Source organism: Ruegeria sp. CDSB086, assembly GCF_059611065.1.
The window spans coordinates 87,140-102,039 of record NZ_JBXWOV010000009.1 but is presented as its reverse complement, the minus strand read 5'-3'; the positions used below and the strand labels follow the sequence as shown (position 1 = coordinate 102,039).

Sequence of the window (14,900 nt, the reverse complement as noted above, 5' to 3'; positions counted from 1 at the left end):
AAAATGGCATCATATAACGCGCGCAACCGCGATCCATTGCTGGACAGTACGACCCAGGCCGCCATCGAAAGGCGTAGCAAGGAACTGATCGGGATCGCCCTGATCCTGCTGGGGCTGGCTTCAGCCGCGATGATCTGGTCCTACACGCCGGATGATCCGAACTGGATGGTGTCGACAGACGCGCCAGTGCAGAACTGGATGGGGCGGATTGGGGCGTCGATCGCCGCGCCGCTGTTCATGATCGTCGGATGGGGCAGTTGGAGCATCGCGCTGGTGCTGATTGGCTGGGGCATACGCTTTGCCGGGCACTTCGGCGAGGAACGCGCAGTGGCCCGCCTTATCTTTGCTCCGATCTGGATTGCCATCGTTTCCGTTTATGCCGCGACTTTGGTGCCGGGTGAGGCATGGCGCACGACCCACAGCTTTGGTCTGGGGGGCTTGTTCGGTGATACCGTCATGGGTGCGTTGCTGACACTGCTGCCTATATCGTCACATTTCATGGTCAAACTGATGTCGCTGGCGATGGCAGCTGGCATGCTGGTGCTGGGTACATTTGTCCTTGGATTCACAAAAGCCGACGTGCGCAAAGGCACGCGTGCCTTCTTGTTGGGCCTTGTGATGTCCTATGACATGTTGATGAACCTCTTGGGTCGCAGTGCGTCGGTTACCGCACAGGCGGCACGAGATCGCCGGGCACAGTGGGAAGAGCGCAAGGCCATCCGCGCAGAGGCCAACGACGCGGTGTTTGACGATGATATGGCGTATGCCGATCCGATGTTCGAAGAGCCGGATTTCGAAGAGCCCGAACCCGCAAAACCCGGTCTGCTGGCGCGGATGCCAAGCCTGATCCGCCGCGCCGATCCCATGCCGGAACCTGAACTGGTCGCCCGCGAACCGGTTGCCGGATTCGATGAAATGCCGGGTGAAGATCGTATCAAGTCCAAGATTTCCGCAGCCGTGCGCAATCGCAAAGTGGCCGCGGGTGAAGTGGCGCCAGAGGTCGATCCAACCCTGCCTTTGACCAAAGGGCGTGGCCGGGGGCCGGACCCGTTGATTTTGAACGCCAGAGGCGGAGAGGAGCTTCCCCCCGAGCCGCCGATGACATTGGACGGTCTGCCGCCTGAGCCGATGCTGACAGCAGAGCCTGAACCCGAGTGGCATCAGGAACCCCTGCATCATGATTTTGCGCCCGAGCCCGTCTTTGAGGATGAGGCCGTATTTGAAGACGCACCCGAACCCGAACCGGCCCCGCTTCCTGCGATGAAAATTCCAGTGGCCGAGCCGCGCAAACCCGTAGTGGCACAGCCTGTTCGCCGTACCCCTGCGCCGTCGCGTCGTGCACAGGCCGAAGCACAGCCTGGGTTGTCCTTTGAAGACCGGCATTCGGACTTTGAGCTGCCGCCTTTGAGCTTGCTGTCCAACCCTTCCAGCATTCAGCGCCATCACCTCAGCGATGAGGCATTGGAAGAAAACGCGCGCATGTTGGAAAACGTGCTGGACGACTATGGCGTCAAGGGTGAGATCACCAGTGTGCGCCCCGGCCCGGTTGTTACCATGTACGAACTAGAGCCTGCTCCGGGCCTGAAAGCGAGCCGGGTTATCGGTCTGGCCGACGATATTGCGCGCTCGATGTCGGCACTGTCGGCACGTGTTTCGACCCTGCCGGGTCGTTCGGTGATCGGGATCGAATTGCCCAATGAAAACCGCGAGATGGTGGTGTTGCGCGAAATCCTTGCCAGCCGTGATTTCGGTGATGGTAACCACGCGCTGCCACTGGCGCTGGGCAAGGATATCGGCGGCGAATCCATGGTCGCAAACCTGGCCAAGATGCCCCACTTGTTGATTGCGGGGACAACCGGTTCCGGTAAGTCGGTTGCGATCAACACCATGATCCTATCGCTGCTATATAAGCTGACACCGGACGAATGTCGCCTGATCATGATCGACCCCAAGATGCTGGAACTGTCCGTCTATGATGGCATTCCGCATCTGCTGTCGCCCGTTGTGACCGACCCGAAAAAGGCGGTTGTCGCGCTGAAATGGGTCGTGGGCGAGATGGAGGACCGCTATCGTAAAATGTCCAAGATGGGTGTGCGCAACATCGCGGGCTACAATGGCCGCGTGAAGGACGCGTTGGCCAAGGGCGAGATGTTCAGCCGCACCGTGCAGACCGGGTTCGACGATGAAACCGGCGAGCCAACGTTCGAGACAGAAGAGTTCGCGCCCGAAGCGATGCCCTACATCGTCGTGATTGTTGATGAGATGGCCGACCTGATGATGGTCGCGGGCAAAGAGATCGAGGCCTGTATCCAGCGACTGGCGCAGATGGCAAGGGCCTCGGGTATTCACCTGATCATGGCCACGCAGCGCCCCTCGGTCGATGTGATTACCGGTACGATCAAGGCGAACTTCCCAACCCGGATTTCGTTCCAGGTGACCTCGAAAGTCGACAGCCGCACTATTCTGGGCGAAATGGGGGCCGAGCAACTGCTGGGGCAGGGCGACATGCTGTATATGGCAGGTGGTGCCAAGATCACCCGTTGCCACGGCCCGTTTGTTTCGGACGAGGAAGTCGAGGAAATCGTCAACCACCTGAAACAGTTCGGCCCACCGGACTATGTGAACACCGTACTGGACGGCCCATCTGAGGATAAAGCCGACAACATCGATGCCGTATTGGGCCTCAACACCGGTGGCAACACCAACGGGGAAGACGCGCTATACGATCAGGCGGTGGCGATTGTGATCAAGGATCGCAAATGCTCGACCTCGTACATTCAGCGGAAACTTGCCATTGGCTACAACAAAGCTGCGCGACTTGTTGAGCAAATGGAAGATGAAGGCGTTGTTTCGTCGGCAAATCATGTCGGGAAACGCGAAATCCTCGTACCCGAACAATAGGATATTTAATAACAAGGGCAGAGCGCTTATCTGGGAACTTATGAAACAGATTGCCTTTGCCCTTGCTTTGACACTCGCCGCGCCTGCGGCCTGGGCGGCTGATAAGCTGCCGTTGTCCCAAATCTCAAACTACCTCAATGGCCTCAAAACCGTTGAGACCACGTTTACACAAGTCAACGATGACGGCTCGCTGAGCACCGGAAAGCTGTGGATAGAACGCCCCGGTAAGATGCGGTTCGAATATGACCCGCCCAACAGCGCTGTGGTTCTGGCGCGCGCAGGTACGGTGCAGATCTTTGATCCGAAATCTAACCAGCCCCCTGAACAGTATCCGTTGAAACGCACACCCCTGTCGCTGGTGCTGGCGCGTAACGTCAATCTGGGGCAGGCGAATATGGTGGTTGCCCATGATTTTGACGGGACGGCCACGGTTGTTACCGCTCGGGACCCAAAGAACCCCGATTCCGGCCGGATTGAACTGATGTTCACGGGGGACCCGATCGAGCTGCGCAAATGGGTCATTCACGACAATGCCGGCAGTCAGACGACCGTTCTGCTGGGGCAGCTGAGTACCGGCGGAAATCTCAGCAACGATCTGTTTTCCAGATCAAAAAGAAGCGGGTCAGGCAATCGCTGACCCGCACTCCTGTCAGTAGCGGCAATTGGCCAGCTGCGCCTGATAGAGCTTGGCGCGTGCATCCACGTCATTGGCGACGTTCAACAGCCAGGATTTGCTGTTATGGCTGCCGCGGGCAAAGCCGGTGTGCCCCTCGTGATAGGCCAGATACTGGTTGCGCGTATCTGTGGGGTGAATACCGTTCCGCTGATGGCTTTTGTTCATGTACCAGCCGATGAAATCTGACGCATCGCGGATGCGGTCCCGCTTGGCGCGGCGTTTGCCGGTCTCTTTGCGGTATTCATCCCAAGTGCCGTCCAGGGCCTGGCTGAAACCGTAGGCGCTGCTTTGACGGCCCATCGGGATCACACCCAGAACGTATTGGTGCGGCGTACGTGCGTCGTGCTTATAGCGGCTTTCCTGATAGATCGTCGCCATCTGAACGTGAATTGGGACGCCCCATTTCCGTTCGGTGCTTTTGAACGCCTTGATAAAATCAGGCCGTTCGCGCGCAATGCTGCACGCGTCATTCAATCTGCTCGGTGGCTGTTTGGACCCGCCACCGCAGGATGCCAAAAGCAGCACCCCGAAGAGTACGAAAAGAATTCTGCTCATGTGCCTCGTGCCTTTTTTCTTTATTCTAGCGCAAATTGAGCGATTAGGAAATCACAATCGTTATAGAACAATGGCTAGAATTATAGGCAAAGCGCCCACGCTAAGCACAGTTGATACCATGACCATCCCTGCAACCGCGTCCGAATCCGCGTCAAACCGCTCGGCCAGCAGGTACGATGTAACCGCGACTGGAGTGCACATCTGCAGGACCAATACTCCAAAAGCGGTTGCGTCCAGATCAAAGAATCGAGCTATTGCCCAGCCGAGCGCAAAGCAGACCAGCAGCTTCAGGACGGACAGCCAGATCGCCTGACCCAATTTGCGCGTCGTCAGCCTTGCAATTGCCACGCCGACTGTAATCAACATCATGGGGATGGCCATTTGGCCTAGCAGCTCTAGCGTATTGGTCAGGAACAGTGGCGTTTCCCAGTCTTGCCATAGGAATAAGGCCCCAAGCAGGGTCGCCCAAACCATCGGTTCGCGCGCAACTTTGCCGAATGCACCCTTTCCAGCGACGAGGTAAATTCCATAGGTGAAGGAAAACAGGGCGGTAATTGCCAGGAAAATGACTGCAAAACCCAGACCTGCCTGACCAAACGCAAAAATGCACAGCGGCAGGCCCAGATTTCCGGTATTGCCAAAAATCAGTGGCGACAGGTAAGTCCGACGGTCCAGGTTTGAAAGTCGAACGAAAACGCCAAAGGCCACGGCAAGGCCAATATGACCCGCAATTGCGGCCAGTGTGAAGCGGGTCAACTCTCCTGCCGGGATCTCGGTTTGCATCAGCGCCACAAAGATCAGGCTGGGCACGGCAAGCGTCACGGCAAGGCGCGTCACAAACTCCAAACGGTACTCAAAACCAAGTTTGACCCAGGTGAATCCAATGCCCGCCAGCAGAAAAACCGGCGCCACAATTTCGAACACTGTCAGTAAGATGTTCACAGACTGTTTCCTTTAATTTCCGATCAATGATTGGCATTCCGGCCCGGAAAGAGGTAGTAAGATCTCTGGGGGCTGAGATAATGCTGAAGACAAATGCCAAGTACCGCCTGGGACAGGTGGTCCGCCATAAAAAGCATCCCTTCCGAGGGGTGATTTTTGACGTGGACCCGGAATTTTCCAACACAGAAGAGTGGTATCAGGCCATTCCCGAGGACAGCCGCCCCATCAAGGATCAGCCGTTTTACCATCTGCTCGCAGAAAACGACCAATCCTTCTATGTGGCTTATGTTTCAGAACAAAATCTGGTTGCCGACCAATCCGGGGAACCGGTTGAGCATCCTGATATTCCTGACATGTTCGGTCCTTTCGAGAATGGCGCGTACCCGCTGCACTTTAATTTGAACTAAGTGATTTGGTGCGCCAGATTTCGCGCCCTGGTGGTCAGTAACCTAACGCACAACCGTCTTTTCTGGGGTCACTTGCGCCTTCCAGAACACCATCTGTGCGGATTCGGATTGCTTGCGCTCCGCCAAGGGGCGTTTCTGGAACCTGAACGTTGTGCCCAAAATCGCTCAATTGTTGAGATGTGCTGGGCGGAATTCCGCGTTCAAGTTTCAGAACGCCGCCGTCTGCAAAGGCGCGCGGGGCGTCCACAGAGGCCTGCAAACCCAACCCATGATCAGTGAGGTTGGACAATAGGCGTGCATGGCCTGTTGGTTGAAAAGCTCCGCCCATCACGCCAAATGGCATGAGCACACGGCCATCCTGTTTGAGCATACCGGGAATGATCGTGTGCATCGGGCGTTTGCCCGGGCCAAGCTCGTTTGGGTGACCGGGGCTCAGGTTGAAGCCTGAGCCGCGGTTTTGCAGCAAAATCCCGTATTTTTCCGATGCGATGCCAGACCCAAAGCTGTGAAATATGGAATAGATCAGCGAAACGGCCATCCGATCCCGGTCAACAACCGTAATATAGACCGTGTCCTTGTGAATGGACTCGGTTAGTGGGGCTGCCGCTGGCATGGCGCGCTTGGGGTCAATCAACGCGGCCAGCTTGTCCGCCACGCTCTGGTCGAGGAATCGTTCAGCGTGGGTCGTGTGATCGGGGTCCGCAATGAACCGATTGCGCGCGTCATAGGCGAGTTTCGAGGCCTCGGCCTCAAGATGGATGAGTTCTGGGCCAAATGGGTCAAGACCGGCCAGATCGAAGTTCTTTAGGATGTTCAAAAGCAGGATTGCAGTCGCACCCTGGCCGTTGGGCGGGTGTTCGACAAGATCGATGCCGTTGTAGTTTCCGCTGACAGGCTGGGATTTTGTGCATTGCGTGGCCAGAAAATCCTCGGCCATGTGAACACCACCCAATGCTGTTAGGGCGTCAATCATATCCTGTGCAATTTCACCGGAATAAAAGGCGTCACGACCATTGCGGGCAATCTGGCGCAGAACCTCTGCTTGCCCTGGCGCGCGAAAGACCTGACCTGTTTTTGGCGCTTCGCCGTCGGTCAGGTAGTGTCTGCGCGCGGCGCCCTGTAACGTGGCGGCCCCCGTTTTCCAATCAATGGCGACGCGGGGTGCAACTGGGACACCCACCTCGGCATAGTGAATGGCAGGTGCCAGTATCTCATCCAGCCCAAGCCTGCCCTCGGTTTCTGCCAGATGGCAAAAGGCATCAATCGCACCGGGAATGGTCACCGCATCGGGTGTGTTCAACGGCACTGTATCCAGCCCCTCGGCCCGCAACTTGTCCGCATTGGCAGCCGCCGGCGCGCGCCCGGATCCGTTCAGGGCGCGTATCTGATCTTCGCCTGCGCGGTTGAACAGGACAAAGCAATCGCCGCCGATGCCCGTCATCTGCGGCTCGCAAATTCCCAGCAGCACAGCGCCTGCGATGGCAGCGTCCATGGCATTGCCGCCTTGCTGCAGGATATTTACGGCAACCTGCGCGGCCAGAGGATGCGATGTGGCGCACATTCCCTCGGTTGCCAGAACTTCGGACCGACCTGGAGTGTGAAAATCCCGCATAGCTTTGCCTTCCCCTTTTGAACACGCCGAACGTAAAGCGCGGTCAGGGATTGTCTAGTCACATCAGCGGGAAGGGAGATCCTCGGCGCCGTTCACTGGGTGGGGGCTGTGACACGAGGCGCCGAGGGAAGCTATCTGAGCTACGGATACCTTTTTGCCCTTTGTTTGCGGCGCGGCAATGGTACGATCTGGGCCATTATGTGACTATTTTGGGTCAGGTGGTTGGGTTTGGAAAGTCAAACCGCAGGGACAACCGGTTGCAGCCATTGCGATGTTCATAGCGAATGTCGCTGGTCAGTTCGTGGATCAGGAACCAGCCAAACCCGCCTTCGGGCAACTCGTCGAGTGTCGATCCCAAAGGCGCGGGCACACTATCGGGCACGCGAAATCCCGGCAAAGGAGTCCCGGTGTCAGAGATCAAAATATCCAGCCAATTTTGGTGCAGCCGACAATGCACCCGGACCTTGGCCGGGGTGACGTCCGAATAAGCATGCTCCACCACATTGTTGATCGCCTCGGCCAGAGCGATTTTCACGTCGCTCGCCTTGTGTGGCGGTAGACCCTGCGCCTCCAGCCCTTTGCTTAGCTGGGCGATACCAACACTGGCTTCGGTTTCGGTTGCAGTAAAGCTCAGATCCAAGCAGTTCCCGTTCCCCATCGACATCGCGCCTATTCAATCCGTGAAGTCATTCCGCCGGCGGTGCCAGAGCGTCGTCCAGGGTAGGATAGAGGTTGAAAACCGTATCCATGCGGGTCAGCCGAAACACCTTTTCGACAAACGGGTGCAACCCGGCCAAATCCAACCTGCGGTCACTGCCCAGTTGTTTCATCGACGCGACGATGGCCCCAAGGCCGCTTGAATCGATAAATTCGACCCCCGTCAGGTCCAGAACAACGCGCGACGCGCCACCGTCGGCCTCATTGCGCATGTCTTCCTTGAACTGAATGGCCATTGCGGCATCAATCCGGTCCGAATGCACGGTAATGATCTGCGTCGTGTCTGTTATCTTACTGGTCAGGGCCATGCGCACGGGCTCTCTAAACTGAAAATCACTCGTAGAAATACGCTAGACGACAATTCTTACCATTCTGTATCCATTCCAGTAGAAAAGCGAAGGAGCATCCAGATGAAGCAAGTCGTTATCGCCGGCGCGGCGCGGACCCCGATGGGTGGGTTTCAGGGGATGTTCGATACCGTGACAGCGGCCGATCTGGGCGGCGACGCCATCAGGGCAGCGTTGCAAGGGGCCGGTACTGAAACCGTTGACGAAGTCCTTATGGGATGTGTTTTGCCGGCCGGGCAGGGGCAGGCGCCCGCGCGCCAGGCCGGTTTTGCGGCAGGGTTGGGCGAAGACGTTCCCGCCACAACGCTGAACAAAATGTGCGGATCGGGCATGAAAGCGGCCATGATGGCCTATGACCAGATCGCTTTAGGGCATGCCGATACAATGATCGCAGGTGGGATGGAGAGCATGACGAACGCGCCATACCTTTTACCCAAAATGCGCGAAGGCGCGCGATTGGGTCATACGCAGGCAATGGATCATATGTTCTTGGACGGGCTCGAGGACGCTTACGACAAAGGTCGCCTGATGGGCACATTCGCCGAAGACTGCGCCGAGGCCTATCAGTTCACGCGCGAAGCGCAGGACGAATATGCGCTGCGTTCATTGTCAAATGCGCTGGCCGCACAGGAAAACGGCGCATTCGCGGATGAAATCACGCCGGTTACGGTCCGCACCCGAAAGAGTGAGGTCACGCAGGCCACGGATGAACAGCCGCTTTCGGCGCGGCCCGAGAAGATCCCGACGCTCAAGCCGGCGTTTCGGAAGGATGGCACTGTCACGGCGGCAAACTCTTCTTCGATATCGGACGGTGCCGCTGCATTGGTGCTGGCATCCGAGAACGCAGCCCATGCGCAGGGTCTGACTGTGCGTGCCCGTATTGTCGGCCACGCTAGCCATGCGCAGGCACCGGGGCTGTTTACGACGGCACCTGTTCCGGCCGCGCAGAAACTGCTGACCAACATCGGCTGGTCCAAAGAAGATGTCGATCTGTGGGAGGTCAACGAAGCCTTTGCGGTCGTGCCGATGGCGTTCATGCACGAAATGGGTCTGCCCCGCGATATCGTCAACGTGAACGGCGGGGCTTGCGCACTTGGACATCCGATCGGTGCGTCGGGTGCGCGGATTATAGTCACGCTGCTGAACGCGTTGGAAAAGCGAAACCTGAAACGCGGGGTGGCGGCGATCTGCATCGGCGGCGGCGAAGGAACGGCGATCGCCATCGAACGCGTTTGACGCTTCACCTTTTTCCAAATACTCCGGTGCAAACGTGCCACGAGTTCTGACATGACAGCTGATTATAATACACTTGCCAAAACCATCGCAGCCCTGACCGAGGGGGAAACCGATGACGTGGCCCTGATGGCTACAGTCGCGTGCGAGGTGCATCATTCCGATGATCGATTTGACTGGACAGGCTTCTACCGGGTCACCGAGCCGGGGCTTTTGAAGATTGGACCTTATCAAGGTGGGCACGGCTGTCTGGTCATCCCGTTCGACCACGGTGTCTGTGGCGCTGCCGCCCGTACGGGCGAGGTACAGTTGGTGCCGGATGTGGATGCGTTTCCGGGCCATATCGCCTGCGCATCTTCGACCAGATCCGAGGTGGTGCTGCCTGTGCACAACGCCGCCGGTGACGTCATTGCGGTGTTCGATATCGACAGTGATCAACCCAACGCGTTCAATGAACAAGACGCAAGGCAACTGAGCGGAATTCTGTCCAGCGTATTCGCCAAGTAAAAATGGCCGGGGGCGTACCCCCGGCCATATTGATTAGTGTGTGCTTCCTATCAGGTGCTCAGAAGCTTGGCTTTCTGCGCTGCAAATTCCTCATCCGTCAGAACGCCTTTTTCCTTGAGCGCTGCAAGCCGTTCCAGCTCATCCGCGGCGGATACGGTTGCGACTGAGCGGATATAGTCCTTTTGCGCCTGTTCGATCTGGCTCATGGCTTCGGCATTGTGCTGGTGCATTTTGTCGCCGCGGACAATCAGGTAGGCCAGAACACCCATCCAAGGAATCAGGATGACAAAGGCAATCCAGACTGCCTTTCCACCGCCACTTAGGTCCTTGGATCGGAAGACATCGGCCACAACCGAAATCATCACCCAGAACCAGGCCACCATCAGGAACAGCCAGAAGATTGACCAGACTATGTCGAAGAAACCGATGCCGTTGTCCATTTGTCATTCAACCCTTTGCGAATGCGTAAGAATAATCATATTCAGATAGAATGAGAGTGTAGCAGACAGTTTCCCAAATGGTTAGCACCTAATCCCTGATGGAAATCTCGCGCTAGACTAGGCTGGGCAATTCCAAGGCCGCCAGAAGATAGGCTAGGACAGCCTGAGCGCCGAAAATCCCAAAGATGTAGTATGAAAACAGCCGCTTGCGGGTTTTGTGTCTGAAAATCCACCGCCCCAGCAATGCGCCTGGACTGCCGCCCAGCGCCGCCAGCCACAATAGTTTTCGTTCCGGGATACGCCCTTTCCGCCGTCTTGCCCGCAGCTTATCCCAGCCAAAGGCAAGCAAAGTCAGGGTGTTGACGACCCACAGATAAATCACCGCAATCCACATGGTTGACGGATATCCAAACAATGTCGTGGACCCAAGTGAAAAAAATCTTGGATTTTTCACGGAATCAATGCATCGTGAAAAACGAGGAGAAAATTTCACCAAACTTCGGAGCGTTCAGTGAACAGCCAAGCCCCGCACAGCGCCACACTCGGAGCCGATCTTCGGGCTTTGCGTAAGGCGCGTGGGTTGACGCTGACCGAGATCGCTGCACGTCTGGGTCGTTCTGTAGGTTGGCTTAGCCAAGTCGAGCGCGACAAATCCGACCCCTCAATTTCCGACCTGCGCCAGATTGCCGAATGTCTGGGCGTGCCGATGTCGATGCTGTTCGCGCATTCCTCCGCTCCGGCAGATGAGCAGGGGTATGTGGTGCGCGCCGGAACGCGCCGCCCGATGGGGTCCGGTGAGGAAGGGTTGATCGAAGAACTGCTTTCGCCCGATCTGACCGATGATTTCGAAATGGTGCATTCCACATTCAAGCCCCGATCGAAAATGCAAACTCCGGCCAACCGACCAACGCAGGAGGTAGGGTACATGGTGTCAGGGCGGTTGGAACTGACGATCAGTGGGCGCCAGTTTTCGGTCGGCCCCGGCGACAGCTTTCGGATCAAACATGAACCCTATCAATGGTCGAACCCCTATGATGAGCCCGCAGTGGCCATATGGGTTATCGCTCCGCCGGTGTACTGATGAGCTTTGAAGCCTGGACCATATTCGCGCTGTTTTGGGTGGTGTTCGTCACCACGCCGGGTCCGAATGCTGTAAACTGCATCTCGAACGGAATGAGCCTGCCGTTTCCCAAGGCGATGCTAGGTGTGCTGGCGATTCTAACGCAGGCCAGCGCGTTTCTGATTTTGTCAGCACTAGGTGTGACCGCGTTGATCGCAGCCTCCCCAACCGGGTTTTTCATCGCCAAACTGGTTGGTGCAGGGTTCCTGATCTGGGTTGGGGTTCGCGGTTGGATAAATGCCACGCGTCCGGCACCAGTTACCGAACGCCCCGCGCGTCACGTGTATCTGCACGCATTGGCGGTCGCGACGATCAACCCCAAAAGCGTGGCGGGGTATCTCGCCGCCTTTTCACAGTTTGTGCAACCGGATGTGCCGATCTGGCAGCAGATGGTCGTCGTCATGCCCACGGCGCTGGTCATTACCACGCTCAGCTATACCGGGTTCACCCTGATGGGTACATTGATGGGCAAAGCGGCGCTAGGAGCGGTTTTCAACACTTGGGTGCGTCGTGTCATGGCCGCCTGTTTCATCATCTATGGCGTGTTGCTGGGTGCCAGCTCCACGCCCGCAGCTAGGGGGTAATCAGATGCAAAACGGTTCTTGCCTCTGCGGCGCAGTCGCGTTCACGATTGACGGAGAGCTTTCACAGCCTTCGGCCTGCCATTGCGGTCAATGCCGCAAGCAGTCCGGCCATGTTTGGTCTTCGACCTGGACACATCAGGAAAACGTCAGCTTCACCGCCAGCGATACGCTTACGTGGTTCCGCGCTTCGGACACCGCCCGCCGCGGTTTCTGCCGTTCCTGCGGCTCGTTCCTCTTCTGGCAGCACAATGACGAGGACACGATTTCGATTTCCATGGGGGCTTTCGATACGCCCACCGGATTACAGCTCGCCCGGCACATCTTTGTGGCCGACAAGGGCGATTATTACGACATCACAGACGATCTGCCCCAACGGGCACAGTAACAAGGATCAAGACAAATGAGCGATTTTCCGACAAAAGCCCGCGTGGTTGTTATCGGTGGCGGTGTGGTGGGGGCCTCCTCGCTGTATCATCTGGCCAAGAAGGGCTGGACCGACTGTGTCCTGCTGGAAAAGAACGAATTGACCGCAGGCTCGACCTGGCACGCGGCGGGTAACGTTCCTACGTTCTCGAATTCATGGGCGATCATGAACATGCAGCGATACTCGACCGAGCTGTATTCGCGTCTGGGCGAAGAGGTCGACTATCCGATGAACTACCACGTTTCCGGCTCGATCCGTCTGGCGCACAGCAAAGAGCGGATGCAAGAGTTCGAACACGCCATGGCGATGGGACGCTATCAAGGCATCCCGATGGAGATGTGGACCCCGGAAGAAGCTAAAGAGCGCTATCCATTCCTAGAAACGCACGATCTTGAAGGCGTTCTGTACGATCCCACCGATGGTGATATTGATCCGGCGCAGCTGACACAGGCACTGGCCAAGGGTGCCCGTGACATGGGCCAGAAGATCATCCGCTTTTGCCCGGCAACTGGCGTAACTCAGCACGACGACGGCTCCTGGACCGTACACACCGACAAAGGCGATATCGCCTGCGACTATGTTGTGAACGCGGCTGGGTATTACGCGCAGCGCGTGGGAGAGTGGTTCAAACCTTTCGGCGGCCGCACAGTTCCCGCGATGGTGATGAGCCACCAGTACCTGCTGACCGACGAAGTTCCAGAAATTGAAGAATGGTCCAAAGCGAACGGTGGTAAGAAACTGCCACTGCTGCGCGACGTGGATATCTCGTACTACCTGCGGCAGGAAAAGAATGGCTTCAACCTTGGTCCGTATGAGCCTAACTGCAAGGGCCATTGGATGACTGAAGACGATGCTATGCCCAAGGATTTCTCGTTCCAGCTGTGGAACGATGATCTGGACCGCATCGAGGATATCGTCACTGACGCGATGGAGCGGGTTCCGCTGATGGCAACCTCGGGCGTTGGCCGTGTCATCAACGGCCCGATCCCCTATGCACCGGATGGTCTGCCGCTGATCGGCCCGATGCCGGGAGTTAGAAACGCGTTCGAAGCGCACACCTTTACTTTCGGCATCGCGCAGGGCGGTGGCGCGGGCAAAGTGCTGGCCGAATGGATCGTCGATGGCGCGACCGAATGGGACATGTGGGCCGTCGATCCGCGCCGCTACACCGACTACACAGATCAGGACTACTGCAACCAGAAAGGTCTGGAAGTTTATGGCAACGAATACGCCATGCACTTCCCTCATCACGAATGGCCTGCCGCACGCGACAAGAAACTGTCGCCGGTACATGACAAGGTCAAAGCGCTGGGCGGCGTGATGGGTGCCTATAATGGATGGGAGCGCGCCAACTGGTTCGCAAAGCCGGGCGACGACACGTCGCTTGATGCCACCCATACCTGGGGTCGGTCCGGCCCGTGGGAGCAGCGGATCCAAGAAGAATGCGAGGCCGTGCGAGATGATTGTGGAGTGCTGGATCTGCCAGGCTTCTCGCGCTTCATGGTCAAGGGAGAGGGCGCCGCTGAGGCGTTGCGCGGTCTCGCAACCGGAGGGCTGCCAAAGGTTGGCCGGATGAACCTCATCTATGTCTCTGATGATCGTGGCCGCATTCTGACCGAGATGTCCTGTATCCGTCTGGGCGAGGACGAATTCGTCATGATCACCGCCGCCACTGCGCAATGGCATGACCGTGACATCCTGATGAACGCAATGCCTGCCAGTGTGTCGATCGAGGACGTGACCACAACACGCGACACTCTGATCGTCACGGGCCCGAAATCGCGCGAGATCCTGTCGAACCTGACAGATGCCGACCTGACCACTGGTTGGCTGACCCACCAGTCCGCCACGGTTGCAGGCCAGCCCGCCTACCTGATCCGCGTCTCCTTTGCCGGTGAACTGGGATGGGAAGTGCACGCCCTGAACGAGCATATGCCTGCGATCTATGACGCAATCGTCGACGCTGGTGCCAAGCCGTTCGGGATGTATGCCCTGAACTCACTGCGTATCGAAAAAGGCTATCGGGCATGGAAGGGTGACCTGTCGACCGACTACTCTCTGCTGGAAGGTGGGCTGGAGCGTTTCGTCAAACTCGACAAGCCGCAGGACTTCCCTGGCAAGGCCGCGATCCTGAACGAAAAGCAGCAGGGCGTAAAAAAGGCCTTTGTCACCATTACAGTGGATGCAGGAGACTGCGACGCGCCCTACATGTCCTGCATCTGGCAGAACGGCGAGATCGTGGGCGAGACCACTTCGGGCGCATGGGGTTACCGCGTCGGCAAGTCCATTGCGCTGGGCATGGTCAAGGCCGAGCTTGCCAACCCCGGCACCGAGCTTGAAGTCGAAATCTACGGCCAAAAGTGCCGCGCCGTGGTAGAGCAGGATCAGCCGCTCTGGGATCCTGAGAACGAGCGGTTGCGCGCTTAAATTCTCAC

General features: G+C 57.5%; 16 protein-coding genes. 9 read left to right on the top strand and 7 right to left on the bottom strand.

The window, feature by feature from the left end; all coding sequences use genetic code 11:
- The first annotated feature begins 3 nt into the window (after positions 1-3).
- Together AC2FIO_RS18095 and AC2FIO_RS18090 are read left to right on the top strand one after the other, a co-directional pair.
- Complete coding sequence (locus AC2FIO_RS18095) at positions 4-2,901, top strand: DNA translocase FtsK (RefSeq protein ID WP_496699389.1); 2,898 nt, start codon at positions 4-6, stop codon at positions 2,899-2,901.
- A gap of 40 nt (positions 2,902-2,941) precedes the next feature.
- A complete protein-coding gene (locus tag AC2FIO_RS18090; RefSeq protein ID WP_282120310.1) occupies positions 2,942-3,538 on the top strand; it encodes a LolA family protein in 597 nt (198 codons plus the stop codon).
- 12 nt (positions 3,539-3,550) lie between these two features.
- Here the strand turns inward: AC2FIO_RS18090 and AC2FIO_RS18085 are convergent, their stop codons facing one another.
- Together AC2FIO_RS18085 and AC2FIO_RS18080 are read right to left on the bottom strand one after the other, a co-directional pair.
- Complete coding sequence (locus tag AC2FIO_RS18085; protein WP_058272557.1) at positions 3,551-4,132, bottom strand: transglycosylase SLT domain-containing protein; 582 nt, start codon at positions 4,130-4,132, stop codon at positions 3,551-3,553.
- Between the two features lie 60 nt (positions 4,133-4,192).
- Positions 4,193-5,074, bottom strand: a complete 882-nt coding sequence (locus AC2FIO_RS18080; protein WP_282120309.1) for an AEC family transporter — start codon at positions 5,072-5,074, stop codon at positions 4,193-4,195.
- 80 nt (positions 5,075-5,154) lie between these two features.
- Here AC2FIO_RS18080 and hspQ point away from each other — a divergent pair, with 80 nt between their 5' ends.
- Positions 5,155-5,481: a heat shock protein HspQ gene (hspQ, locus tag AC2FIO_RS18075; RefSeq protein ID WP_108861127.1), complete on the top strand. Its 327-nt coding sequence runs from the start codon at positions 5,155-5,157 to the stop codon at positions 5,479-5,481.
- 34 nt (positions 5,482-5,515) lie between these two features.
- Here hspQ and AC2FIO_RS18070 read toward each other — a convergent pair whose 3' ends face one another.
- The 3 genes from AC2FIO_RS18070 to AC2FIO_RS18060 all read right to left on the bottom strand — a co-directional run bounded on the left by AC2FIO_RS18070 (position 5,516) and on the right by AC2FIO_RS18060 (position 8,118).
- Complete coding sequence (locus AC2FIO_RS18070) at positions 5,516-7,093, bottom strand: gamma-glutamyltransferase family protein (RefSeq protein WP_496699386.1); 1,578 nt, start codon at positions 7,091-7,093, stop codon at positions 5,516-5,518.
- Between the two features lie 214 nt (positions 7,094-7,307).
- Positions 7,308-7,751 (bottom strand): ATP-binding protein, encoded by a 444-nt coding sequence (locus tag AC2FIO_RS18065; protein WP_496699384.1) that lies wholly within the window; start codon positions 7,749-7,751, stop codon positions 7,308-7,310.
- 28 nt (positions 7,752-7,779) lie between these two features.
- Positions 7,780-8,118, bottom strand: a complete 339-nt coding sequence (locus tag AC2FIO_RS18060) for an STAS domain-containing protein (protein WP_108861130.1) — start codon at positions 8,116-8,118, stop codon at positions 7,780-7,782.
- Positions 8,119-8,220: 102 nt separating this feature from the next.
- On the opposite strand from AC2FIO_RS18060, the gene AC2FIO_RS18055 reads away from it, so the two are divergent.
- The gene (locus tag AC2FIO_RS18055; protein ID WP_108861131.1) at positions 8,221-9,393 is read left to right on the top strand and encodes a thiolase family protein; all 1,173 of its coding nucleotides are present in this window, start codon (positions 8,221-8,223) and stop codon (positions 9,391-9,393) included.
- Between the two features lie 51 nt (positions 9,394-9,444).
- Positions 9,445-9,897 (top strand): GAF domain-containing protein, encoded by a 453-nt coding sequence (locus tag AC2FIO_RS18050; protein WP_496699382.1) that lies wholly within the window; start codon positions 9,445-9,447, stop codon positions 9,895-9,897.
- A gap of 50 nt (positions 9,898-9,947) precedes the next feature.
- Here the strand turns inward: AC2FIO_RS18050 and AC2FIO_RS18045 are convergent, their stop codons facing one another.
- Both AC2FIO_RS18045 and AC2FIO_RS18040 read right to left on the bottom strand, forming a co-directional pair.
- Complete coding sequence (locus AC2FIO_RS18045) at positions 9,948-10,337, bottom strand: SHOCT domain-containing protein (RefSeq protein WP_058279764.1); 390 nt, start codon at positions 10,335-10,337, stop codon at positions 9,948-9,950.
- A 112-nt stretch (positions 10,338-10,449) separates the two neighbouring features.
- The gene (locus AC2FIO_RS18040) at positions 10,450-10,731 is read right to left on the bottom strand and encodes a DUF1294 domain-containing protein (RefSeq protein WP_282120305.1); all 282 of its coding nucleotides are present in this window, start codon (positions 10,729-10,731) and stop codon (positions 10,450-10,452) included.
- Positions 10,732-10,848: 117 nt separating this feature from the next.
- On the opposite strand from AC2FIO_RS18040, the gene AC2FIO_RS18035 reads away from it, so the two are divergent.
- From AC2FIO_RS18035 to AC2FIO_RS18020, 4 genes are read left to right on the top strand one after another with little or no spacing between them, the layout of a single operon-like run.
- A complete protein-coding gene (locus tag AC2FIO_RS18035; protein WP_472724551.1) occupies positions 10,849-11,418 on the top strand; it encodes a helix-turn-helix domain-containing protein in 570 nt (189 codons plus the stop codon).
- Positions 11,418-12,041: a LysE family translocator gene (locus tag AC2FIO_RS18030; RefSeq protein ID WP_496699379.1), complete on the top strand. Its 624-nt coding sequence runs from the start codon at positions 11,418-11,420 to the stop codon at positions 12,039-12,041. Before AC2FIO_RS18035 ends, AC2FIO_RS18030 begins: the two co-directional genes overlap by 1 nt.
- A 4-nt stretch (positions 12,042-12,045) precedes the next feature.
- A complete protein-coding gene (locus tag AC2FIO_RS18025; protein ID WP_496699377.1) occupies positions 12,046-12,426 on the top strand; it encodes a GFA family protein in 381 nt (126 codons plus the stop codon).
- A gap of 15 nt (positions 12,427-12,441) precedes the next feature.
- Positions 12,442-14,892, top strand: a complete 2,451-nt coding sequence (locus AC2FIO_RS18020) for a GcvT family protein (RefSeq protein WP_496699375.1) — start codon at positions 12,442-12,444, stop codon at positions 14,890-14,892.
- Positions 14,893-14,900 lie beyond the last annotated feature (8 nt).